At 63.3% G+C, this 21,368-nt stretch carries 23 protein-coding genes; 13 read left to right on the top strand and 10 right to left on the bottom strand.

From position 1 onward, the window contains the following. Window positions 1-136: 136 nt before the first annotated feature. Both RFM98_RS03335 and RFM98_RS03330 read left to right on the top strand, forming a co-directional pair. On the top strand, window positions 137-1,867 hold the full coding sequence (locus RFM98_RS03335; RefSeq protein WP_320307481.1) for a SulP family inorganic anion transporter: 1,731 nt from the start codon (window positions 137-139) through the stop codon (window positions 1,865-1,867). Beyond that, window positions 1,864-2,487 carry a ParB-like protein gene (locus RFM98_RS03330; RefSeq protein ID WP_320307480.1) on the top strand — a complete coding sequence of 208 codons (624 nt, stop codon included), beginning with the start codon at window positions 1,864-1,866 and terminating at the stop codon, window positions 2,485-2,487. The genes RFM98_RS03335 and RFM98_RS03330 overlap by 4 nt, the downstream gene beginning before the upstream one ends. Window positions 2,488-2,499: 12 nt before the next feature. Here RFM98_RS03330 and RFM98_RS03325 read toward each other — a convergent pair whose 3' ends face one another. Beyond that, entirely contained in the window at window positions 2,500-3,327 is an 828-nt protein-coding gene (locus RFM98_RS03325) for a helix-turn-helix transcriptional regulator (RefSeq protein ID WP_320307479.1), read from the bottom strand. 85 nt (window positions 3,328-3,412) lie between these two features. On the opposite strand from RFM98_RS03325, the gene RFM98_RS03320 reads away from it, so the two are divergent. The 3 genes from RFM98_RS03320 (at window position 3,413) to RFM98_RS03310 (ending at window position 5,072) form a co-directional block, all read left to right on the top strand. Continuing rightward, on the top strand, window positions 3,413-3,943 hold the full coding sequence (locus tag RFM98_RS03320) for a hypothetical protein (protein WP_320307478.1): 531 nt from the start codon (window positions 3,413-3,415) through the stop codon (window positions 3,941-3,943). 32 nt (window positions 3,944-3,975) lie between these two features. Next, window positions 3,976-4,353, top strand: coding sequence for a VOC family protein (locus tag RFM98_RS03315; RefSeq protein WP_320307477.1), 378 nt, complete (start codon window positions 3,976-3,978; stop codon window positions 4,351-4,353). A gap of 89 nt (window positions 4,354-4,442) precedes the next feature. Next, entirely contained in the window at window positions 4,443-5,072 is a 630-nt protein-coding gene (locus RFM98_RS03310; protein WP_128315355.1) for a MarC family protein, read from the top strand. Between the two features lie 68 nt (window positions 5,073-5,140). Here the strand turns inward: RFM98_RS03310 and RFM98_RS03305 are convergent, their stop codons facing one another. The 3 genes from RFM98_RS03305 to RFM98_RS03295 form a co-directional block, all read right to left on the bottom strand. After that, on the bottom strand, window positions 5,141-5,566 hold the full coding sequence (locus tag RFM98_RS03305) for an OsmC family protein (protein WP_320307476.1): 426 nt from the start codon (window positions 5,564-5,566) through the stop codon (window positions 5,141-5,143). 31 nt (window positions 5,567-5,597) lie between these two features. Then, window positions 5,598-5,996 (bottom strand): DUF2306 domain-containing protein, encoded by a 399-nt coding sequence (locus tag RFM98_RS03300; RefSeq protein ID WP_320307475.1) that lies wholly within the window; start codon window positions 5,994-5,996, stop codon window positions 5,598-5,600. 121 nt (window positions 5,997-6,117) lie between these two features. Continuing rightward, entirely contained in the window at window positions 6,118-6,636 is a 519-nt protein-coding gene (locus RFM98_RS03295) for a single-stranded DNA-binding protein (protein WP_320307474.1), read from the bottom strand. 236 nt (window positions 6,637-6,872) lie between these two features. Here RFM98_RS03295 and RFM98_RS03290 point away from each other — a divergent pair, with 236 nt between their 5' ends. The 8 genes from RFM98_RS03290 (at window position 6,873) to RFM98_RS03255 (ending at window position 14,549) form a co-directional block, all read left to right on the top strand. Next, the gene (locus tag RFM98_RS03290) at window positions 6,873-7,187 is read left to right on the top strand and encodes an ArsR/SmtB family transcription factor (protein WP_320307473.1); all 315 of its coding nucleotides are present in this window, start codon (window positions 6,873-6,875) and stop codon (window positions 7,185-7,187) included. Beyond that, window positions 7,184-7,660: an SRPBCC family protein gene (locus RFM98_RS03285; RefSeq protein ID WP_320307472.1), complete on the top strand. Its 477-nt coding sequence runs from the start codon at window positions 7,184-7,186 to the stop codon at window positions 7,658-7,660. Before RFM98_RS03290 ends, RFM98_RS03285 begins: the two co-directional genes overlap by 4 nt. Before the next feature lie 25 nt (window positions 7,661-7,685). After that, complete coding sequence (locus RFM98_RS03280) at window positions 7,686-8,288, top strand: ATP-dependent Clp protease proteolytic subunit (protein ID WP_320213485.1); 603 nt, start codon at window positions 7,686-7,688, stop codon at window positions 8,286-8,288. A gap of 103 nt (window positions 8,289-8,391) precedes the next feature. Next, a complete protein-coding gene (locus tag RFM98_RS03275) occupies window positions 8,392-8,646 on the top strand; it encodes a hypothetical protein (protein ID WP_320307471.1) in 255 nt (84 codons plus the stop codon). A gap of 1,048 nt (window positions 8,647-9,694) precedes the next feature. After that, window positions 9,695-12,616: an excinuclease ABC subunit UvrA gene (uvrA, locus tag RFM98_RS03270; RefSeq protein WP_320307470.1), complete on the top strand. Its 2,922-nt coding sequence runs from the start codon at window positions 9,695-9,697 to the stop codon at window positions 12,614-12,616. Window positions 12,617-12,650: 34 nt separating this feature from the next. Continuing rightward, the gene (locus RFM98_RS03265) at window positions 12,651-13,118 is read left to right on the top strand and encodes a GNAT family N-acetyltransferase (RefSeq protein WP_320307469.1); all 468 of its coding nucleotides are present in this window, start codon (window positions 12,651-12,653) and stop codon (window positions 13,116-13,118) included. Window positions 13,119-13,147: 29 nt separating this feature from the next. After that, window positions 13,148-13,951 carry a DUF72 domain-containing protein gene (locus RFM98_RS03260; protein ID WP_320307468.1) on the top strand — a complete coding sequence of 268 codons (804 nt, stop codon included), beginning with the start codon at window positions 13,148-13,150 and terminating at the stop codon, window positions 13,949-13,951. A gap of 343 nt (window positions 13,952-14,294) precedes the next feature. Further along, the gene (locus RFM98_RS03255) at window positions 14,295-14,549 is read left to right on the top strand and encodes a hypothetical protein (protein ID WP_320307467.1); all 255 of its coding nucleotides are present in this window, start codon (window positions 14,295-14,297) and stop codon (window positions 14,547-14,549) included. Between the two features lie 58 nt (window positions 14,550-14,607). On the opposite strand, the gene RFM98_RS03250 is transcribed toward RFM98_RS03255, so the two are convergent. From RFM98_RS03250 to urtA, 6 genes are all read right to left on the bottom strand, one after another. Beyond that, window positions 14,608-14,784, bottom strand: coding sequence for a hypothetical protein (locus tag RFM98_RS03250; RefSeq protein ID WP_320307466.1), 177 nt, complete (start codon window positions 14,782-14,784; stop codon window positions 14,608-14,610). A gap of 521 nt (window positions 14,785-15,305) precedes the next feature. Continuing rightward, the gene (gene urtE, locus RFM98_RS03245; RefSeq protein WP_320307465.1) at window positions 15,306-16,001 is read right to left on the bottom strand and encodes an urea ABC transporter ATP-binding subunit UrtE; all 696 of its coding nucleotides are present in this window, start codon (window positions 15,999-16,001) and stop codon (window positions 15,306-15,308) included. Between the two features lie 70 nt (window positions 16,002-16,071). Continuing rightward, window positions 16,072-16,818, bottom strand: a complete 747-nt coding sequence (urtD, locus tag RFM98_RS03240; protein WP_320307464.1) for an urea ABC transporter ATP-binding protein UrtD — start codon at window positions 16,816-16,818, stop codon at window positions 16,072-16,074. 6 nt (window positions 16,819-16,824) lie between these two features. Further along, window positions 16,825-18,048, bottom strand: a complete 1,224-nt coding sequence (gene urtC, locus RFM98_RS03235) for an urea ABC transporter permease subunit UrtC (protein WP_320307463.1) — start codon at window positions 18,046-18,048, stop codon at window positions 16,825-16,827. Further along, on the bottom strand, window positions 18,045-19,661 hold the full coding sequence (gene urtB, locus RFM98_RS03230; RefSeq protein ID WP_320307462.1) for an urea ABC transporter permease subunit UrtB: 1,617 nt from the start codon (window positions 19,659-19,661) through the stop codon (window positions 18,045-18,047). The genes urtC and urtB overlap by 4 nt, the downstream gene beginning before the upstream one ends. Before the next feature lie 140 nt (window positions 19,662-19,801). Next, window positions 19,802-21,112 (bottom strand): urea ABC transporter substrate-binding protein, encoded by a 1,311-nt coding sequence (gene urtA / locus RFM98_RS03225; RefSeq protein ID WP_320307461.1) that lies wholly within the window; start codon window positions 21,110-21,112, stop codon window positions 19,802-19,804. Window positions 21,113-21,368: the final 256 nt, after the last annotated feature.

The raw sequence follows: 21,368 nt of genomic DNA, 5'->3' as shown, positions 1-21,368 counted from the left end.
ATATAGGAAGCCTTGCCGAAACTCCAACGTCGGCCGGACTTTTCCAGTGACAATTTTGATGGTAATTTCAAATGGATACCGCTGATTGCGACGATATGGCCACGGTCGTTTTCGCCGTCATGCGGCAAGGTCGGCGATGGATCGGGCAAAAACCGCAAGTGCTGTGAACCTGGCCTCGTGGCTGCCTTTGCGGGCGCTGAGCGGCTGGGGCGTCAAGGACCTCAACGGCGATCTGGCGGCCGGCATCACGCTCGCGGCGATCGCCATTCCCGAACAGATGGCGACGGCGCGCCTCGGCGGCTTCGCGCCGGAGATCGGTTTCTTCGCCTTTGTCGCCGGATCGGTGGGCTTCGCGCTGTTCGGCGCCAACCGCCACCTGTCGGCCGGCGCGGATTCGACGATCACGCCATTGTTCGCCGGCGGCCTCGCGCTGATCGCCACCTCCGGCTCGCCGCATTATCTGGCGCTGGCGGCAATGCTGGCGCTCATGGTGGGGTTGCTGGTGGCGCTCAGCGGCATTTTCCGTCTCGGCTGGATTGCCGATCTCCTGTCCGTGCCGGTCACGACCGGTTTTCTAGCCGGCATTTCCGTCCATATCATCGTCTCGCAATTGCCGGGTCTGCTCGGCCTGCCGCCGGAAGGTGGCGAGACGGTGCGGCGCGTCGGTGAAATCGCCGTCAGTCTCCGCCTCACCAATCCGTGGAGCCTGGCGCTCGGGCTCGGCGTGTTCGCCATCGTCTTCGTCTCGGAGCGTATCAGCCCTCGCATCCCGGCGGCGTTGATCGGCATGGTGCTGGCAACGCTTGCGGTCATCGCCTTCGACCTGAAGAACCGGGGCGTCGAGGTGCTCGGCGCCTTGCCGAACGGGTTGCCGGCTCCCGGCATGCCGACCGCCGACTTTCAGGATGCGCAAGCCCTTGTCCCGCTCGCCCTGCTGATCGCCATTGTCGTCATGGTGCAGACAGCGGCTACCAGCCGCTCCTTCGCACCGCAGGATGGCGAGGTGCCCGATGTCAACCGCGATTTCGTCGGCGTCGGCGCGGGCAGCATCTTAGCCGGCCTGTTCGGCGCCTTTGCCGTGAACGCCAGCCCGCCGCGCACGGCCATCGCCGCCCAGACAGGCGGTCGCTCGCAGCTGTCGGGCCTGATCGCCGCGGCCATCGTGCTGGTGCTCAGCACTTTTGGAGGAAGCCTGCTTGCCAACGTGCCGCAGGCCGCCCTTGCCGGCGTGCTGATGTTCGTGGCCCAGCATATCCTGCGCTGGCAGGTATTCGCCAAGGTCTATCGCCAGGCGGCGGTCGAGTTCGCGCTGATCCTGATCACCATGATCGCGATCGTCGTCCTGCCGATCGAAACCGGCGTCGCGATCGGTATCGGCCTGTCGCTGCTGCACGGCATCTGGGGCTCGACGCGCACGGAGCCGATCGAGCTGGCGCAGGTGCCGGGCACGTCGGTCTGGTGGCCGCCGAGCAAATCCATCGCAGGCGAGCAGCACCCAGGCGTGCTGGTGGCGGCCTTCCAGGCGCCGCTTTCCTTCGTCAACGCCGACCGTTTCAAGCGCGGCCTCACCGACCTGATCGATGCCAGAAGCGAGGACGTGAAGCTGGTGGTGCTGGAGGCCAGCAACATCGTCGAGATCGACTACACCGCCGCCCAGGCGCTGATCGACAGCATCCGCCATTGTCGCGACAAAGGCGCGGTCTTCGCTATCGCACGCATGGAATCGCTGCGCGCCCAGGCGGCGCTGAAGCGGTTCGGCATCGCTGAAATTGTCGGCACGCAGCGGATATTCCACAGCGTCGACGCGGCGATCAAAGCACTTGGCCCGGGGAAACCGCAGCAGCAAGAACAGGATGGCGTGCCATGATCGACCCGCGAGAACCCATTGTGACCCCGGTCCCCGTCGAGGAATTGAGGCCGACCCAGATCACGGTCGGCATGAGGGAGGTTGAGCTGAAGCGCCAGATGATCCGGGAGCAGGACGCCAAGAAGAAGACCGGCGCCTTTCTCGGCAGACACATGGTGCCGGTGGTGCTCGGGCCCAAAAACCGCAACTACGTCACCGATCACCATCATCTCGCCCGCGCCCTGCTCGAGGAAGGCGTCAAGGACGTGCTCGTCACCGTGATCAGCGACTTGTCCGCGCTCGACAAGGACGCGTTTCTTTTCGTGCTCGACAATCGCGGCTGGATGCACCCGTTCGACGAGAACGGCCGGCGCCGCGATTATTCGGCGATCCCCAAGACGATCGGCGAGCTGGTCGATGACCCTTACCGAAGCGTGGCAGGCGAGCTGCGCCGGCTGGGCGGTTACGCCAAGGACACGACACCGTTCAGCGAATTCATCTGGGCGGACTTCCTGCGCAGGCGCATCGACCGGAACGCGGTTGCGAAGAACTTCGACAAGGCGATGAAGGACGCCTTGGCGCTCGCCAAGAGCAAGGACGCGGACTATCTGCCCGGCTGGTGCGGCCCGACGGACGATTGACGATGGCGATATCTATCGGCCCGCCCGGCGGGCGCGGTAGGCGCCGGGCGCTTCCCCCATCTCGCGCCGGAACCGGCGGTTGAAGGTCGACAGGTCGTTGAAGCCGGCATCGAACGCGATCGTCGAGATCGCCCCGTCCGAGCTGCGCAGCCGCACCGCGGCGCGGTGCAGCCTCGTCCTCAGCAGGAACTGATAGGGCGTCATGCCGGCGACCTGCCGGAAGGTGCGCAGGAAATGATACGGGCTGGTCGCCGTGCCGTCGGCAAGCTCGGTCAGCGACACTGGCCGGTCGGTATTGAGCTCGATCAGGCGCACCGCCTCGGCAACGCGCTTCTGGTCGCGGCGGCTGGGTGTCCGGGCACCTCCAGAGGAACCGGCCGCGGCCGCAACCACCGCGCCGGCAATCCGCAGGCCGAGTTCCTCGAACGCTCCGCCGTCGCCTGTCTCGCGTGCCGCCTCCGCCTCTGCCAGCAAGGGTGCCAGCGCCGGCAAGGGCGGCAGGCGCGGATCGGCGAAGCCGAGCCGCTTCGCGCCCGGCAATCCAGCCACCACACGCTCCAGATAAGCCGGCGAAAAATGGAAGGAGAGGCAGCGGTCGCCGGCGCCGTGTTCATGCCCGCATTCGTAGCAGGCGCCGGTATTGCCGAGCAGAATGGCGCCTGGCGCCAGCATCGCCGTGCCCTGGCGGGTGCGATAACGAAACGTGCCGCTGGTCACCGCCGCAACGCAAAAGCCGCGATGCTCTTCCTCGAATGGCTTGTCGCCGGCGGCTGCCGTGCACACCACGTCGGATACCTGCCAGCCATGCCCGGAAGCCAGTGTTTTCTGAGCGATCGTCATGGCTGAAAGATAGCAATTTTTCCCAAGCGAAGAACCCTAACACGCCCCTATTGCTCGCCCTCTCCTGACAAACGAGGCAGAAACAATGACCGATCCCTTTACAGAGGCCCTGCACAGCAACGGCCCAAAGCCGGACCTTGCCGAAAAACTGAAGCTCTATGGCCGCTTCATCGGCGCCTGGACATTCGACGCCACACGCATTCTCGAGGATGGAACCAGGCTGACGGGGCGCGGCGAGGTGCATTTCGGCTGGGTCCTCGAAGGCAGGGCCGTGCAGGATGTCTGGATCCTGCCCGCGCGGAACACTGGTGCCCAGACTTCGCTCGGGCCGTGGACCTTCTACGGCACGACATTGCGCGTCTACGATCCCGGCGCGGACGCCTGGCACATTTTCTGGAGCGACCCGCGCAGCCAGTATTACAGCCGGCAGCTCGGCCGGGCCGAGGACGACACGATCGTCCAGGTCGGCGCAGACGGCACCGGCGCTTCTGTGCGCTGGAGCTTTTCGCGCATCACCGAGAATTCGTTCCGCTGGCTTGGCGAGCGCTCGCATGACGGCGGTGCGACCTGGCGCATGGAGGTCGAGTTTTTGGCGCGGCGCACGACTCCAGCCTGATCGACCAACTCATTGTAATCACGGAGGAAACGATGCTCGACCATGTCTCTATCGGCGTCCGCGACGCTAATGCCTCGAAACGCTTCTACGACGCGGCCCTGGAAGCGCTCGGCTATTCATGCCTCAGCCAGTCGCCCGGCTCCCTTGGCTACGGCGCCCAAGCGGTCCGGCTTTGGGTGAACGACGCCGGCCGGCCGGTTCCGGCCGACACCGACTCTGGCCTGCATTTCTGTTTTTCAGCGCCGACGCGCGCCGGCGTGGATGCCTTTTATGCCGCGGCATTGCGTGAAGGCGGCAAGGACAACGGCAAGCCCGGGCTCCGTGCGGCCTATGGCGACAATTACTATGCCGCCTTCGTCATCGACCCGGACGGCTATCGGCTCGAGGCTTATTGCGGCAAAGCAGAATAACCGGTTGATTTCCCCTTCCGCTTTCCAGCGCCCGGGCTTTGCTCTACCAATTGCAGAGCGGGGCTTCGCCCGGCGGGAGGGGACCAGCGATGCCGAGTTTCGACAGCTTGTTCAACGCCTTCGTCACCATCCTGGTGACCATCGATCCGCCGGGACTGGCGCCGCTCTTCCTCGCCGTGACGCGCGGCATGAACCGCGAGGAGCGCCAGCAGGTTTCGGTGCGCGCTTCGGTGATCGGCTTCCTGGTCATGGCGCTGTTTGCGGTTGCCGGCGCCTCGATCCTGTCGGTGTTCGGCATCACGCTGCCGGCCTTCCGCGTCGCCGGCGGCTTTCTCCTGTTCTTCATCGCCTTCGAAATGGTGTTCGAGCGCCGCCAGGACCGCAAGGAGAAGATCGGCGACGTCGCCATCACCAAGGACATGATCCACAACATCGCCGCCTTCCCGCTGGCGATCCCGCTGATCGCCGGCCCCGGCGCGATTTCGGCAACCGTGCTGCTATCGGGCCACTTCGAAGGCTTTGCCGCTCAGGCAGCGCTCGTCGGCATCATCTTCGTCTGCCTCGTCATCACCTACCTGGTGTTCGTGCTGTCGGAACGCATCGACCGCATCCTCGGCCAGACCGGCCGCTCGATCCTGACCAGGCTGCTGGGGGTGATCCTCGCGGCGCTTGCCGTGCAGTTCGTGGCGGACGGTGTGAGGGCGCTAATGGCGGCCTAGCTGGCTGCGAAGCGGTCCGGCTAGTGCCCTACTGCCCTACTGCCCTACTCCCCTACTCCCCTACTCCCCTACTTCGCCGCCGTCTCGACCACTTCAAAATCATGCGTGATTGTCGCCGTCTTCGCCATCATGGCGCTGGCCGAGCAGTATTTTGTAATCGACAGATCAATCGCCCGTTTCACCTTGTCATGCGACAGCGCGCGACCCTTGACGATGAAATGCATATGGATGCGCGTGAACACCTTCGGGTCGGTCTCTGCCCGGTCGGCGTCGAGCTCGACCACGCAATCCTCGACCGCCTCGCGGCCTTTCTCGAGGATGTGCACGACGTCATAGGCCGAGCAGCCGCCGGTGCCGATCAGCACCAGCTCCATCGGGCTCGGTCCGGGCGTGTGACCATTCGGCCCATGCGCCGTGCCCAGCACGACCTTGTGGCCGCTGCCGGATTCGCCGACAAAGGTGCGTTCCTCAACCCATTTGACGCGTGCTTTCACGTTGATCTTCCTTACGAGGTTTTCCGTCGCCCTATTGGCCGAACACGACGGCGTGCATGATCCGGCCGGGCAGCAGCGTGAAGATGCCGGCGCCGACCAGCGCGAACAGATAGAGCTTGATCATGGCACCACGATGCGCGGCCACCTTGTGCGTGTGCGCATACCACGCCGCCAGCGGCACGGTGACCAGCACCAGGATCGACAGGAGATGGATCGGGCTGAACGGACCGACGAGCCGAATCTGCTGGATCCAGAAGCTCGATATGGCGATGACCAGCATCAGCGTCACCCAAGTGTAACCCAGCACGCGGTGACGCGTGGTGCCTTTCGGCAGCGCCAGCTGGGCGCCGCCGACGGCGAGCGCGGCGAAGGCAGCGAATGCATGCCATGGAATGGGAGGAGGCGCCGACAGAAGCGGTCCGAGCGACATCGCGCCTTCCCCTCAAACGATCATTGCGAGACGCTTAGAGCAATTCCAGGAAAAGTGCGTAGCGGTTAGGCTCGGCGACTTCGCCGTAGCCTTCCGTCCGGAATTGCGCAAAAAACAACATTTAGAACGGGATCTCGTCGTCCAGCTCGCGCGACGAGCCGCCGCCGCCCTTGGAACCACCGCCGCCACCGCCACGGCTAAAACCTTCGTTCGGGCCGGACTGGCCGAAATCCGAGCTACGGCTGCTGCCGCCGGAATAATTGCCGACCTGGCCGCCGCCGCCCTCGCCGCGTGCGTCGAGCATCTGCAGCTCGCCGCGGAATTTCTGCAGAACGACCTCCGTCGTGTATTTGTCGGCACCGGTCTGGTCCTGCCATTTGCGGGTCTGCAGCTGGCCCTCGACATAGACCTTCATGCCCTTCTTCAGATACTGCTCTGCCACCTTGGCCAGCTGGTCGTTGAAGATGACGACATTATGCCACTCGGTCTTTTCCTTGCGCTCGCCCGAGTTCTTGTCGCGCCAGCTTTCCGAGGTGGCGATGCGAATGTTGACGACTGGATCACCGGAGTTCAGGCGGCGGATTTCAGGGTCCGCCCCGAGATTGCCGACCAGAATGACCTTGTTGACGCTACCCGCCATCGTACTTCTCCGCGCTCATCCGAAACAAATTTTAAGTCGCTCACCTTACAGCCTGCGGGTCGCTCATGCCCGCAAAGGCTGGCTTTTCCCACAAGGTTTTTGTTCTCTTTTCGTTCTAGTCATAACCGCCCTTCCTGTCAAGGAATGTCAGCAAAGGCAGCGCCTGAACGTCTGTTTCGATATGGCGATCAAATAGCTGCTTGCCAAATCGATAAGTATCGACTTATGCTTTGTGCATGATCGAAGCAGAGATTTTCCGCGCCCTGGCCGATCCGACGCGCCGCGCTGTCTATGAGCGGTTGGCGACCGGCGAGAGGACGGTGTCCGAGCTGCGCGCCGGCATGAGCGTTTCCCAGCCGGCGGTCTCGCAACACCTTGCCGTGCTGCGCGGCGCCGGCCTCGTGGTCGAGCGGCGCGCCGGCCGCAACGCCTATTACCGCGCCGATCCGCAGGGGCTCGATCCGCTGCTCGGCTGGGTCGAACGCTACCGCGCCTTCTGGCCGGAACGCATCGAGAAGTTGAAGACCGTTCTGAAGGGAATGGACCAATGACCCAAGCACAAAACCCGACAGCGACCGCGGCGCCGCTCAGCTTCGAATGCGAGCTTGCCGAGCCGCCTGAAAAAGTCTGGCGGGCACTGACCGAGCCGGAGCTGCTCGCCGCCTGGATGATGCCGAACGACATGAAGGCGCAAGCCGGCAGGCGCTTCGCCTTTGCCGGTCTGGACGCGCCGATCGAATGCGAGGTGATCGAGGCCGAGCCCGGCAAGCTGCTGCGCTATTCCTGGCGCGAGCAGCCAAGTGCCGAAGATGCCGACCATCTGCCGACATTCGACAGCGTCGTCACCTTCACGCTCGCGCGGACGATTTCCGGCGGCACGCATCTCAGCATCGTCCATGAAGGCTTCGTGGCGGTCGCCGAACCCGTCCTTGCCATTGCCGGCGCGGGCTGCGGGATCTCGCTTCATGCGCGCAAGAACCCGGCCGCGGCCAATGCGCCCTGCATGATGCTGCGTGCCGCCTGATCAAAAGAGGCCCGAGGAAACCGTCATGAGCTTTGCCAATCTGGTGCCGATGGTCATCGAACAATCGAGTCGCGGCGAACGCGCCTTCGACATTTTTTCACGGCTGCTGCGCGAGCGCATCGTCTTCATCAATGGCGAAATCAATGACAGCGTGTCGGCGCTGGTCTGCGCACAGCTTCTGTCGCTGGAATCGGACCATCCCGACAAGGAGATCTCGCTCTACATCAACTCGCCGGGCGGCATGGTGACCAGCGGCTTCGCCATCTACGACACCATGCAGTACATCTCCTGCCCGGTGTCGACGGTGTGCATGGGCTTTGCCGCGTCGATGGGCTCCTTCCTTTTGATGGCCGGTGCGCCGGGGCGGCGGATCGCGCTACCCAACACAAGGATCGTGCTGCATCAGCCGCTTGGCGGCTTCCAGGGCCAGGCCTCCGACATCCAGCGCCACGCCGAAGACATCGTGCGCACCAAGCAGCACATGACCGAGCTTTACGCCAAGCATTGCGGCCGCAGCTACGAGGAGGTCGAGCGCACGCTCGACCGCGACTATTTCATGAGCGCCGCGGAAGCGAAGGAATGGGGCCTCGTCGACCACGTCTACGACACGCGCAAGAAGGCGGCCTGAGGTCTCGAGCCATTACGGCGGCAATTTGATTGCCGCGCGTCTGGCATCGCTGAAGCCGCGCTTCTATAGTTCGCGCATGATCAGCTCCGTTCAACCTAGCCATATGTTTGCTGCCCTTGCCGCGCTTGCCGGAATGCTGATGGCCGGCACCGCACTTGCCGACGACAGCTCGTCGCCGAAACTGCCCGGCGTCAGCGGCGACTACCGCATCGCCAAGCCTGCGCCGCAGCCGGAACCGGACGACGCGCAGCCGGCCGGCAGCGATGGCACCTTCAAGATCGGCAACACCGATGTCAGGATCGGCGGCAGCATAACCGTCGACATGGCGACGGGCGGCATGAGGTCGCCGAACCACTGATAATCCTGTCGTCACAGATCGATGACTTTCTTGACGATCGGCTGAAGCGCTTTTTCGTTCGTCATTCTATGGCGAAGCAAGGAGCGAAGCGACGCGGCGCAGACCATGGAATCCATGCCGTGACGGTAAGGCGCTGCGACGGGGCAGAATTCTGCACCGTTGCACCCCCGGCTGAGGTAACGGCATGGATCCCTGGGTCTTCGCTCCGCTTCGCGTCGCTACGCCCAAGGATGACGACCTTCGGAGGCTTCTCACCAATTCCCACGTTTTGGGAAGAAGGCAGGATCGCAAAAAATGTAAGCCCCGCCACTGCTTCCGCAGGTGGACGGGGCTTTCATGGATCTCAAATCCAATTTTAGCCGGGAGTGGACTGCCGGCGTTCTGTTTCGGATGCAACGCGGCATTCAGCCGACGATCCGACTACGGTCTCTGATTGTTGGAAATCGGCGAGTCACGGTTTGTCGGGCTGGCGTTTCAAGTCTGCCCTGGCACTTATGCCCGCCGCGGCTCCATCTCGGTGTGGAGCCTCAAGGGACTGTCCGGTGGCGTCATGCTCCGCTCCTGGGTCCGTTGCGACAATGTCGTTCGAAGCGCAAATCGCTATCGCCTGCGGCGTCTCGCAGACCGCCAGTTGGGCGGCGAGGCCATCGAAAGACGGCCGGCTTCGTTGACGCCTTTGAGACTGCCCCTCTGGGTCCGCGACGTCAACCGTTGAATAGCCGGTTACCGAAAAATGTGATCGCTGCAGGTTACGTGCAGGTAAGTCCAGCGCTTCTGTGGATCAAAGAGGCGGGCATCGATGGCATCTGTTTCACAACGCTTATGGCGATTGTTTCACAATGCCCATAGCGATTGTTTCCACAACGCTTTGTCAGGAGCGTGTTCGGTCTTTGTTCTTTCCGCTTGCCCGCTCGCGCGAAAGACGGTTAAACGCTTTTGTCGGGAATTGTGGCGTCTCTCGACGTGGCAATGAAAATACCTACATAGGGGATGGCCGGGACAAACCCGCCCAATCCAGCAAATTCCAGATCTGAGGCGGCGACCGGCGATGGCCGACCATAAATACCTTTCCATTCGCGGGGCGCGCGAACACAATCTCAAGAACGTCGATCTCGACTTGCCGCGCGACAGCCTGATCGTGATGACCGGCCTGTCGGGATCCGGCAAGTCGTCGCTCGCCTTCGACACCATCTATGCCGAGGGCCAGCGCCGCTATGTCGAAAGCCTCTCGGCCTATGCCCGCCAGTTTCTCGAGATGATGCAGAAGCCGGACGTCGACCAGATCGACGGTCTGTCGCCCGCTATCTCCATCGAGCAGAAGACCACCTCGAAGAACCCGCGCTCGACGGTCGGCACGGTCACCGAAATCTACGACTACATGCGCCTGCTGTTCGCGCGTGTCGGCATTCCTTATTCGCCGGCCACCGGCCTGCCGATCGAGAGCCAGACGGTCAGCCAGATGGTCGACCGCGTGCTGGCGCTGGAGGAAGGCACGCGTCTCTATCTGCTCGCGCCGATCGTTCGCGGCCGCAAGGGCGAATACCGCAAGGAATTGCTGGAGCTGCAGAAGAAGGGTTTTCAGCGCGTCAAGGTCGACGGTGTCTTCTATGAGATCGCCGACGTGCCGGCGCTGGACAAGAAATACAAGCACGACATCGACGTGGTCGTCGACCGCATCGTCGTGCGCGGCGATCTGGCGACCCGGCTCGCGGACTCGATGGAGACCGCGCTGAAGCTCGCCGAAGGCCTTGCCGTAGCGGAGTTCGCCGACCGGCCGCTCGACTCCAGCCTGACCGGCGAGGATTCCGTCAACAAGTCGAAGAACGAGACGCATGAGCGCATCCTGTTCTCGGAGAAATTCGCCTGCCCGGTGTCCGGCTTCACCATTCCCGAGATCGAACCCAGGCTGTTCTCCTTCAACAACCCGTTCGGCGCCTGCCCGACCTGCGACGGCCTTGGCAGCCAGCGCGCCATCGATCCCAACCTCGTCGTGCCGGACGAGAACGTCTCGCTGCGCGATGGTGCCATCAGCCCGTGGGCGAAGTCGACCTCTCCCTATTATGCGCAGACGCTGGAAGCGCTCGGCAAGGCCTATGGCTTCAAGCTCGGCGACAAGTTCAAGGACCTGGGCGCCGAGGCGCAGAAAGCCGTGCTGCATGGCACTGGCGAGCGCGAGATCACGTTCCAGTATGATGACGGCCTGCGCTCCTACAAGACCACCAAGACGTTTGAGGGCGTCATCCCCAATCTCGACCGGCGCTGGAAGGAAACGGAATCGGCCTGGATGCGCGAGGAGATCGAGCGCTTCATGTCGGCCACCCCCTGCCCCGCCTGCAACGGCTACCGGCTGAAGCCGGAGGCGCTGGCGGTGAAGATCGCCGGAAAACATATCGGCGAGGTCACCGAGCTGTCGATCCGCAAGGCCGACCAGTGGTTCACCGACCTGCCCGCCCAGCTCAACGACAAGCAGAACGAGATCGCGGTCCGCGTGCTCAAGGAAATCCGCGAGCGGCTGCGCTTCCTGAACGATGTCGGCCTCGACTATCTGACGCTGTCGCGCAATTCCGGCACGCTGTCAGGCGGCGAGAGCCAGCGCATCCGGCTCGCCTCGCAGATAGGCTCGGGCTTGACCGGCGTGCTCTATGTGCTCGACGAACCGTCGATCGGCCTGCACCAGCGCGACAATGCGCGCCTGCTCGATACGCTGAAGCATCTGCGCGACATCGGCAACACGGTGATCGTCGTCGAGCATGACGAGGACGCCATCCTGCACGCTGACTATGTCGTCGACATCGGCCCCGCCGCTGGCATCCATGGCGGCCACGTCATCGCGCAGGGAACGCCACAGCAGATCATGGCGACGCCCGCCTCGATCACCGGCAAATATCTGTCGGGCGAGCTCGAAGTGGCCACGCCCGCAGTGCGTCGCGAAGCGAAGAAGAACCGGCGCATCAAGGTCGTCGGCGCGCGCGGCAACAATCTGAAGAACGTGACGGCGGAGATCCCGCTCGGCACCTTCACCGCGGTCACCGGCGTGTCCGGCGGCGGCAAGTCGACCTTTCTGATCGAGACGCTGTTCAAGGCGGCCTCGCGCCGCATCATGGGCTCGCGCGAGCATCCGGCCGAGCATGACCGCATCGAGGGACTGGAATTCCTCGACAAGGTCATCGACATCGACCAGTCGCCGATTGGACGAACCCCGCGCAGCAACCCGGCCACCTATACCGGAGCCTTCACGCCGATCCGCGACTGGTTCGCGGGCCTTCCCGAAGCCAAGGCGCGGGGCTACCAGCCGGGCCGGTTCTCCTTCAACGTCAAGGGTGGCCGCTGCGAGGCGTGCCAGGGCGACGGCGTCATCAAGATCGAGATGCACTTCCTGCCCGACGTCTACGTCACCTGCGACGTCTGCCACGGCAAGCGCTACAACCGCGAGACGCTCGACGTGCTGTTCAAGGGCAAGTCGATCGCCGACGTGCTGGACATGACGGTCGAGGAAGGCGTCGACTTCTTCGCCGCTGTGCCCGGCGTGCGCGACAAGCTGGAGACGCTGAAGCAGGTCGGCCTCGGCTACATTCATATCGGCCAGCAGGCGACGACGCTGTCGGGCGGCGAGGCGCAGCGCATCAAGCTTGCCAAGGAACTGTCGCGCAAGGCGACCGGCAAGACGCTCTACATCCTCGACGAGCCTACCACCGGCCTGCATTTCCACGACGTCGCCAAACTCCTGGAAGTGCTGCATGAGCTGGTCGACCAGGGCAACACGGTGGTGGTCATCGAGCACAATCTCGAGGTGATAAAAACCGCCGACTGGGTGCTCGACCTCGGCCCCGAGGGCGGCGATGGCGGCGGCCAGCTGGTCGCCTCCGGCACGCCGGAAGCGATCGTGCGCGAGAAGCGCAGCTATACCGGCCAGTTCCTGAAGGAGCTTCTGGAGCGGCGCCCCGGAGGCAAGCGCGAAGCGGCCGAGTGAGCACGCAGATCGTGAGTGTCTAGAGAGCGTTTGAATGAGCCTTAGAAGAAGAGCGCTTGCCAATGATCTCCAGGCAGTAGTCTCGTTAACGACAGAAGCCTATGCCTCTTACACTGCCCTGTTGGGCGCACCGCCGATCCCGGTCACCGAGGACTATGCACCGCGCATAGAGCAGGGCGAGGTCTGGCTGCTGGAAGAAGGCGCGGAACTCGCCGGGCTGATCGTTCTCGAACGGCACCCCGACCACGCCATGATCTTCAGCGTCGCCGTCGCGCCGGCTTTCCAGGGCAGGAAGCTCGGCATCGCGCTGCTCGATTTCGCCAACGAACTGGCGAGGTCATGGGGCGTGCCGGAGGTGCGGCTCTACACCAATTCGCTTATGGAGCGGAACATCGAGCTCTATTCGGCTTACGGCTATCGGGAAACGGGTCGCCGTGCCAACCCATACCGGCCAGGGTGGATATTGGTCGATATGGTGAAGCCGGTCGGCAAAGCGGCCTGATCGCATTTGAAACGCGGAGGAGGAAGACGATGAGCCAAGGAAAAATCCGCTCCGGCATGGGCGGTTGGACTTTTGAGCCTTGGGATACCTCCTTCTATCCGGACAAGCTCGCCAAGGCCAAGCAGTTGCACTACGCCAGCCGCCAGGTGCCGAGCATCGAGGTCAACGGCACCTACTATTCCAGCTTCAAGGAACCGACCTTCGTGAAGTGGGCCAACGACGCGCCGGATGGCTTCGTCTTCTCGCTCAAGGGCAACCGCTTCGTCACCAACCGCCGCGTGCTCGGCGAGGCCGGCGAATCCATGATGCGCTTCCTCGGCTCAGGCGTTGCCGCGCTCGGCGAGAAGCTCGGCCCGATTCTTTGGCAGTTCGCGCCGACCAAGAAATTCGATGCCGACGATTTCGAAGCTTTTCTCAAGCTTCTGCCCGAAAAGCAGGACGGCGTGCCCTTGCGCCACGCGCTGGAGGTGCGTCACGACAGCTTCATCGTGCCGGAATTCCCCGCTTTGGCGCGCAAGTACAACGCCGCTATCGTCTATGCCGACCATGCAAAATATCCGGCGATCGCCGATGTCACCGGCGACTTCGTCTATGCGCGGCTGCAGACCGGCAGCGACGACAATCCCGACTGCTACACGCCGAAGGGCCTCGACGAATGGGCGGGACGGGTGAAGACCTGGGCGCAAGGCAAGCAACCCGCCGACCTGCCGCGCGCCAATCCCAAGACCGACGCGCCGGTCAAGCCGCGCGACGTGTTTGCCTACTTCATCACCGAGGGCAAGGTGCGCGCGCCGTTCGGCGCCATGGCGCTGATGAAGCGGGTGGCAGCCTGATGCATGTCGCCCAGAAGTGTGCAGCGGTTCTGGGACAACGACATGCATCAAAACAAAGACTTAAAGCGCGTCGCATGAATCCGGTTCAGCGCGACATGCATTAGAGCTGCGGACCTCCACAGCGGCCCTTGTTCAAACGCCAAAGCTCTGCTCGGCGCGTCACGCGACGCTATTCGGCCGTTGGCTTGTCGGAACCTGCCGGCCATCTTGACCGTTCTGTCTCAGCCGCCGACCGCGGGAGGCCGCTGCCAAGTCGCGCCGGCTGCCGAAGATCGGAACGGCAAGGCAGCCACCTCGCGAAACGCTTGCCAAATCCCGCAGCGTTGGAAAGGAGCGAGGAAAGATGACCGTCATCCTCGGTGCGTTGCTTACCGTCGCAGGCGTCGTGTACATGGCAGGCGCCACTCTGAGGCGCGGACGACTGAGTGATCCAGCACCTACAGCGCCGGATCGTCCGGCGCCGAAGCTGGCAACACCGGGCCCGACACTGGAGCCGCGGCGGCGCGGACTCGGTTTCCTCAGCCTGTCGCAGAATTGGCCGGGTCTAGTGATGATGGGGGTCGGCATCATACTGCTGTTGTCGATAGCGGTCCGCTGACGCTACGGAATTATGGTGTCTCCACCGCCATCGTAACGCAACGGCCGCATGCGAATTCTCAATGGTGCGAGATCACGTCATTGAAGGCGTCGAGATCGACGTAGAAAACCTTGGTGATTTCGCCCAGCAGATCATCCTCGTCATAGCCTTGCGACATCAGGATGTTGATCGCGGTCATGATATCGACGGGCTCCGTGAGGCGCCGCTTCTGATAGTCCTCGACAAAACGTTCCATCGCCGTCCCCTGGCAAGCTTCTTTTGGACGCGTTGACCGACAATCACTGCGGGGAAGCTAGGAAGACTGGCTTGCGTGGAACTTGCGGCGGAGTCCGCGTCTTCCCCTCATTTCGCGACTGGTACGGAAAGCGGCCGACTCACCAAGGCCAAGAAAAGACTAGCACGCGGTATTGGGCGCGCCAGAGCCGTGTGTCGTAGAATAGAGTAAACGGCTCGAGCCACGTGACTTCGTCATCCTTGGGCGTAGCGACGCGTAGCGGCGCGAAGACCCAAGGATCCATGCCGTGACTTCAAATCGTCACTAACGGCGCAGAATTTGGAATGGTCGGAGGCGATGCGCCAAGATATCTATTCTGCGTCGCTACGCCATTCGGCAGACGTAACGGCATGGATCCTATGGTCTGCGCCGCGTCGCTTCGCTCCTTGCTCCGCCATAGGATGACGACGCCCGAGATGTTTTAGCCAATCTCCAACGTTTGCGATTCGCCAGCAGGAGAACGCCCCCTAGACTAGCCTGGGTTAAACCGTCAGGAACTTCCTCACATCCGCCCGATCGAGATCCTCCGCCGGACCGGTATGCACGATCCGGCCGCGGTCCATGATGTTGACCTCGTCGGCAAGCTCGCGGCAGAAGTCGAGATATTGCTCGACCAGAAGCACGGCGATCCCCGCCTGGTCGCGCAGATAGCGGATGGCGCGGCCGATATCCTTGATGATCGAGGGCTGGATGCCTTCGGTCGGCTCGTCGAGCACCAGGAGCTTCGGCCGCATCACCAGCGCCCGGCCTATGGCGAGCTGCTGCTGCTGGCCGCCGGACAAGTCGCCGCCGCGTCGCGACAGCATCTGCTTCAACACCGGAAACAGCTCGAAGACATGGGCTGGAATGTTGCGGTCGGCGCGCCGCAGCGGCGCAAAGCCGGATTCCAGGTTTTCGCGCACCGTCAGCAGCGGGAAGACCTCCCTGCCCTGCGGCACGAATGCGATGCCCGACCGGGCGCGATCATACGCCGCGCTCCGGTCGAGCGCCTTCCCCTCGAAGGCAACGCTTCCGCTCGTCAGCCGGTGATGGCCGACGATCGATCTCATCAAACTGGTCTTGCCGACGCCGTTGCGGCCGAGCACGCAGGTGATCTTGCCAGCACCTGCCTTCAGCGAGACGCCGCGCAATGCCTGGGCGGCGCCGTAGTGAAGCGTGGCATTGGAGACTTCGAGCATGGTCAGCCCCTTCTCCAGCGCTTCAAAAAAGCGAAATCGAAACGGTAAAACGGAACCCGCCAGACCATGCTCACCGCCCCAGATAGACTTCGACGACCCGCTCGTCGGCCGAAACGAAATCGAGCGTGCCTTCCGACAGCACCGAGCCCTCGTGCAGGCAGGTGACCTTGACGCCAAGCTCGCGCACGAAATGCATGTCGTGCTCGACGACGACCACCGAATGGTCGCGGGCGATGTCCTTGAGCAGTCGCGCGGTCTCCTCGGTCTCGGCATCGGTCATGCCGGCGACCGGCTCGTCGACGAGCAAAAGCTTCGGGTCCTGGGCGAGCAGCATGCCGATCTCCAGCCACTGCTTCTGGCCATGGCTGAGATTTGCGGCAAGCTCGTCGCGCTTGTCGCCGAGACGGATGATGCCGAGGATATCATCGATGCGCCGCGTCTCGGCGGCGGAGCGGCGGTGAAACAGGGCGGGCCAAATCGAGCGCGGCCCTTTCAGCGCCAGCATGAGATTGTCCTCGACGCTGTGGCTCTCGAACACGGTCGGCTTCTGGAACTTGCGGCCGATGCCCATCATGGCGATCTCGGCCTCGTCGTGGCGGGTGAGGTCCACCTGGCCGTCGAAGAACACTTCGCCCTCGTCCGGCCGCGTCTTGCCGGTGACGATGTCCATCATCGTCGTCTTGCCGGCGCCGTTGGGTCCGATGATGGCGCGCATCTCGCCTTTGTCGAGCACCAGCGACAGGTTGTTGATGGCGCGAAAGCCGTCGAAGGAAACCGACACGCCGTCGAGATAGAGGATGGTGTTCGACTTGCCCATGGTCGCTCACTCCGCCGGCTGCGGCTCGGGGCCGGCGGCCGACCAGGCGCCCGGCGTCCTTGCCGCCGAGCGCACGATCTTCGGCTGCCGCACCTCGGGGTCGGCGCCGGCTTCGGCGGCAAGCGAGGCCGCGCGCAGCGCCTTCGCCTTGCCACGCCAGTTGTCCCACATGCCGACGATGCCCTTGGGCAGCAACAGCGTGACGGCGACGAACAGCCCACCCAGCGCGAACAGCCAGAATTCCGGGAGCACGCCGGTGAACCAGGATTTGCCGGCATTGACGAGAAGCGCGCCGAGGATCGGGCCGACGATGGTGCCGCGCCCGCCGACGGCGGTCCAGATCACCACCTCGATCGAATTCGATGGCTCGAACTCGCCGGGATTGATGATGCCGACTTGCGGCACGTAGAGCGCGCCGGCGATGCCGGCCATGATCGCCGAGACGGTGAAGGCGAAGAGTTTGACGTTCTCGGCCCGCCAACCGAGGAAGCGGGTGCGGCTCTCGGCGTCGCGGACAGCCATCAAGAGCTTGCCGTATTTGGAGCGGACGATCGCCGCGGTGAGGTAGACGGCCAGAGCCAACATCACCGCGCTTGCCGAAAACAGCGCCGAGCGCGTCGCATCGGCCTGCACGTTGAAGCCCAGAATATCCTTGAAATCGGTCAGGCCGTTGTTACCGCCAAACCCCATGTCGTTGCGGAAAAAGGCGAGCAGCAGCGCATAGGTCATCGCCTGGGTGATGATCGACAGGTAGACACCGGTGACGCGGCTGCGGAAGGCGAACCAGCCAAACACGAAGGCGAGCAGGCCGGGCACGGCCAGCGCCATCAGCGCCGCGAACCAGAAGTGGTCGAAGCCGTGCCAGAACCAGGGCAGTTCCTTGTAGTTCAGGAACACCATGAAGTCCGGCAGGATGGGATTGCCGTAGACGCCGCGCGAACCGATCTGGCGCATCAGATACATGCCCATCGCATAGCCGCCGAGCGCGAAGAAGGCGCCATGGCCGAGCGAAAGGATGCCGCAATAACCCCAGACCAGGTCGAGCGCGAGCGCCAGCAGCGCATAGCAGAGATACTTGCCGACCAACGCCACGATATAGGGCGGGATGTAGACGGCGCTCTGCGGCGAGACCGCGAGGTTGAGCAGCGGCACGATGATGGCCGCCGCCAGCAGGACGAGGATGGTGATGGCAATGCGCCGATCGGCGCCGAAGAAGCGCTGTGCGATCATGCCTCCACCGCCCTGCCCTTCAGCGCGAAAAGGCCGCGCGGGCGCTTCTGGATGAACAGGATGATCAGCACCAGCACGACGATCTTGCCGAGCACCGCGCCCGCATAAGGCTCGAGGAACTTGTTGACGATACCGAGCGAGAAGGCGCCGACCAGCGTGCCCCAGAGGTTGCCGACGCCGCCGAAGACCACGACCATGAAACTGTCGATGATGTAGCCGCGGCCGAGATTGGGCGACACGTTGTCGATCTGGCTGAGCGCAACACCGGCAATCCCGGCAATGCCGGAGCCCAACGCGAAGGTCAGCGCGTCGACCCATGGCGTCTTGATGCCCATCGAGGCGGCCATGCGGCGGTTGGCGGTGACGGCGCGCATCTGCAGCCCCCAGGGCGTGCGCTTCATGACGTAGAGCAGCACCGCGAACACGAGGAGTGCGAACACCAGTATCCACAACCGGTTCCAGGTAACCGCCAACTGGCCGACGTCGAACGAGCCGGACATCCAGGACGGGTTGCCCACCTCCTGGTTGGTCGGCCCGAAGATGCTGCGCACAGCCTGCTGCAGGACCAGCGAGACGCCCCAGGTGGCCAGGAGGGTCTCCAGCGGCCGTCCATAGAGGAAGCGGATGATGCCGCGCTCGATCGCGAGCCCGACCAGCCCCGCGACGAGGAAGGCGAGCGGCAGCGCGATCACCAGCGACCAGTCGAACAGGCTCGGAAACGAGGTGCGGATCACCTGCTGGACGACGAAGGTGGTGTAGGCGCCGAGCATCACCATCTCGCCATGCGCCATGTTGATGACGCCCATGACGCCGAAGGTGATGGCAAGGCCGATCGCGGCCAGCAGCAGCACCGATCCCAGCGAAATGCCGTACCAGATGTTCTGGCCGGCATCCCACAAGGCAAGCGTGGAATTGATTTTGCCGATCGCGGCGCTTGCCGCGTCCTTGACCGCACCCTGCGCATTTGCCTCGACGGATGTCAGCAGTGACAGCGCATCCCGGTCGCCGCGGGCCGCGATGACCGAGATCGCCGCGAGCTTGTCAGCCTCCGGCTTGTCAGAAACCAGGATGGACGCAGCGCGCGCCTGTTCAAACATCGCCTTGACGGCCGGCTCGGTCTCGGCGCCGATCGCGGCGTCGAGCGGCTCGATATTCCCCGCGTCGGGCGTCTTGAACATCGTCATCGCCGCGGCAAGGCGCACGCTCGCGTCCTTGGCGCGCAAGGTCAGCGTGCCCAGCGCATCGCGGATGACACGGCGCAGGCCGTTGTTGACCTTGATCTTGGTCAGATCGGCTTTGTCCGCATCGGCAGCCTTCCCGCCGCTCAACGGATCAAGGAGCTCGATGCGATCGCCGGCATCCTTGCCGACGAAAACCTGGGTGTCGCTCTTGCGAATGTAGAGATTGCCGTCGGCGAGCGCCGCAAGCGGACGTTCGGCCATCGGATCGCCGCTCGCGGCCAACTCGCGCACGACGGCTTCGGTAGCCGAGAAATTGGCTGCAGTCGCAAACTTGGCAACCGTCGCGCGAAGGTCGGCTTCTGCGGCCTCCGACGGCAACAGGTTTGCCATCGTCAACAAAAGCATCAGACCAATTGCGCGCAGCAGCAGCATTGTCGTCTTCAAGCAAGCTTTCTTGGGTTCAGGGGTCTTGCCCGGGCGGATTTAAACCCGCCCGGGCAGCGGTCTCGAATCGTGGGGCCACTCCGCGATCCGACAGACCTGGGAGGTCACGGACCGAGGTCCGGACCGGATCAGTTGGTGCCCTTGCCGCCGCACTTGCCGGTTGCGACGTTGAAGTTGCCGCAGCTGAGCGGAGCGCGCCAATCGGAGATCAGGTCCTTGGAATCCGGCAGGTAGTCGGACCATTCATCGCCCATCACGAGGCCGGGCGTTTGCGAGACGGTCTCGAACTGGCCATCCGCCTGGATTTCGCCGATCAGCACCGGCTTGGTGATGTGGTGGTTGGGCATCATCGTCGAATAGCCGCCGGTCAGGTTCGGCACCGAAACGCCGACCATGGCATCGATGACCTTGTCCGGGTCGGTGGTGCCGGCTTTCTCGACCGCCTTCACCCACATGTTGAAGCCGATGAAATGGGCCTCCATCGGGTCGTTGGTGGTGCGCTTGTCGTTCTTGATGAACTTGTGCCAGTCGTCGATGAACTTCTTGTTCGCCGGCGTGTCGATGCTTTCGAAGTAGTTCCAGGCGGCGAGGTGGCCGACCAGAGGCGCGGTGTCGAGGCCCGCCAGTTCTTCCTCGCCGACCGAGAAGGCCATGACCGGAATGTCCTCGGCCTTGATGCCCTGGTTGCCGAGTTCCTTGTAGAACGGCACGTTGGCGTCGCCGTTGACGGTCGAGACGACCGCGGTCTTCTTGCCGGCGGAGCCGAACTTCTTGATCGCCGAGACCTCGGTCTGCCAGTCGGAGAAGCCGAACGGCGTGTAGTTGACCATGATGTCCTCGGCCGGCACCCCCTTCGCCTTCAGATATGCTTCGAGGATCTTGTTGGTGGTGCGCGGATAGACGTAGTCGGTGCCTTCGAGCACCCAGCGCTTCACCGAGCCGCCGTCAGCACTCATCAGATAGTCGACGGCCGGGATGGCCTGCTGGTTCGGCGCCGCACCCGTGTAGAACACGTTGCGCTCGCTCTCCTCGCCCTCATACTGGACGGGATAGAACAGGATGTTGTCGAGCTCGCTGAAAACCGGCAGCACCGATTTGCGCGACACCGAAGTCCAGCAGCCGAACACCGCCGCCACCTTGTCCTTCGAGATCAGCTCACGCGCCTTTTCAGCGAAAAGCGGCCAATTGGACGCCGGGTCGACGACCACCGCCTCGAGCTTCTTGCCGAGCAGGCCGCCCTTGGCGTTCTGCTCTTCGATCAGCATCAGCATGACGTCTTTCAGTGTCGTCTCCGAAATCGCCATGGTCCCCGACAGCGAATGGAGGATGCCGACCTTGATCGTGTCGTCAGCCGCCTTGGCGGGAGCCGACATCGACAGCCCGGCAGCGATCACGCCGGCCGAAAACATTTTTGTTATTGTCGAGAAATTACCCCTCATATTGCACACTCCCAAGCTGGTGTTTTGCATCGCAATATAACTGTGCAAGTGACGTGCCAAACGAGGAGGAGCGGCAGCGACTCGTTGGATAGCGCAGGATTTACAGATACTTATCCTGTAGCCGTCAAACAGTTCGGATTGCTGCAATGCGCAAAAGTTGAGAAAAGTTTACGCAACACTGCCTAGATTTTGCCCATACGGTAAAAATGCCTATGTTTTCACCAGCTTCGGACAATGCCTGATCTGCACCGGGTTG

The sequence above is a fragment of the Mesorhizobium australafricanum genome (assembly GCF_033977265.1).
GTDB lineage: Bacteria > Pseudomonadota > Alphaproteobacteria > Rhizobiales > Rhizobiaceae > Mesorhizobium > Mesorhizobium australafricanum.
The sequence above is the reverse complement of the archived record's forward strand: the minus strand, read 5'-3'. Positions and strand labels throughout refer to the sequence as shown.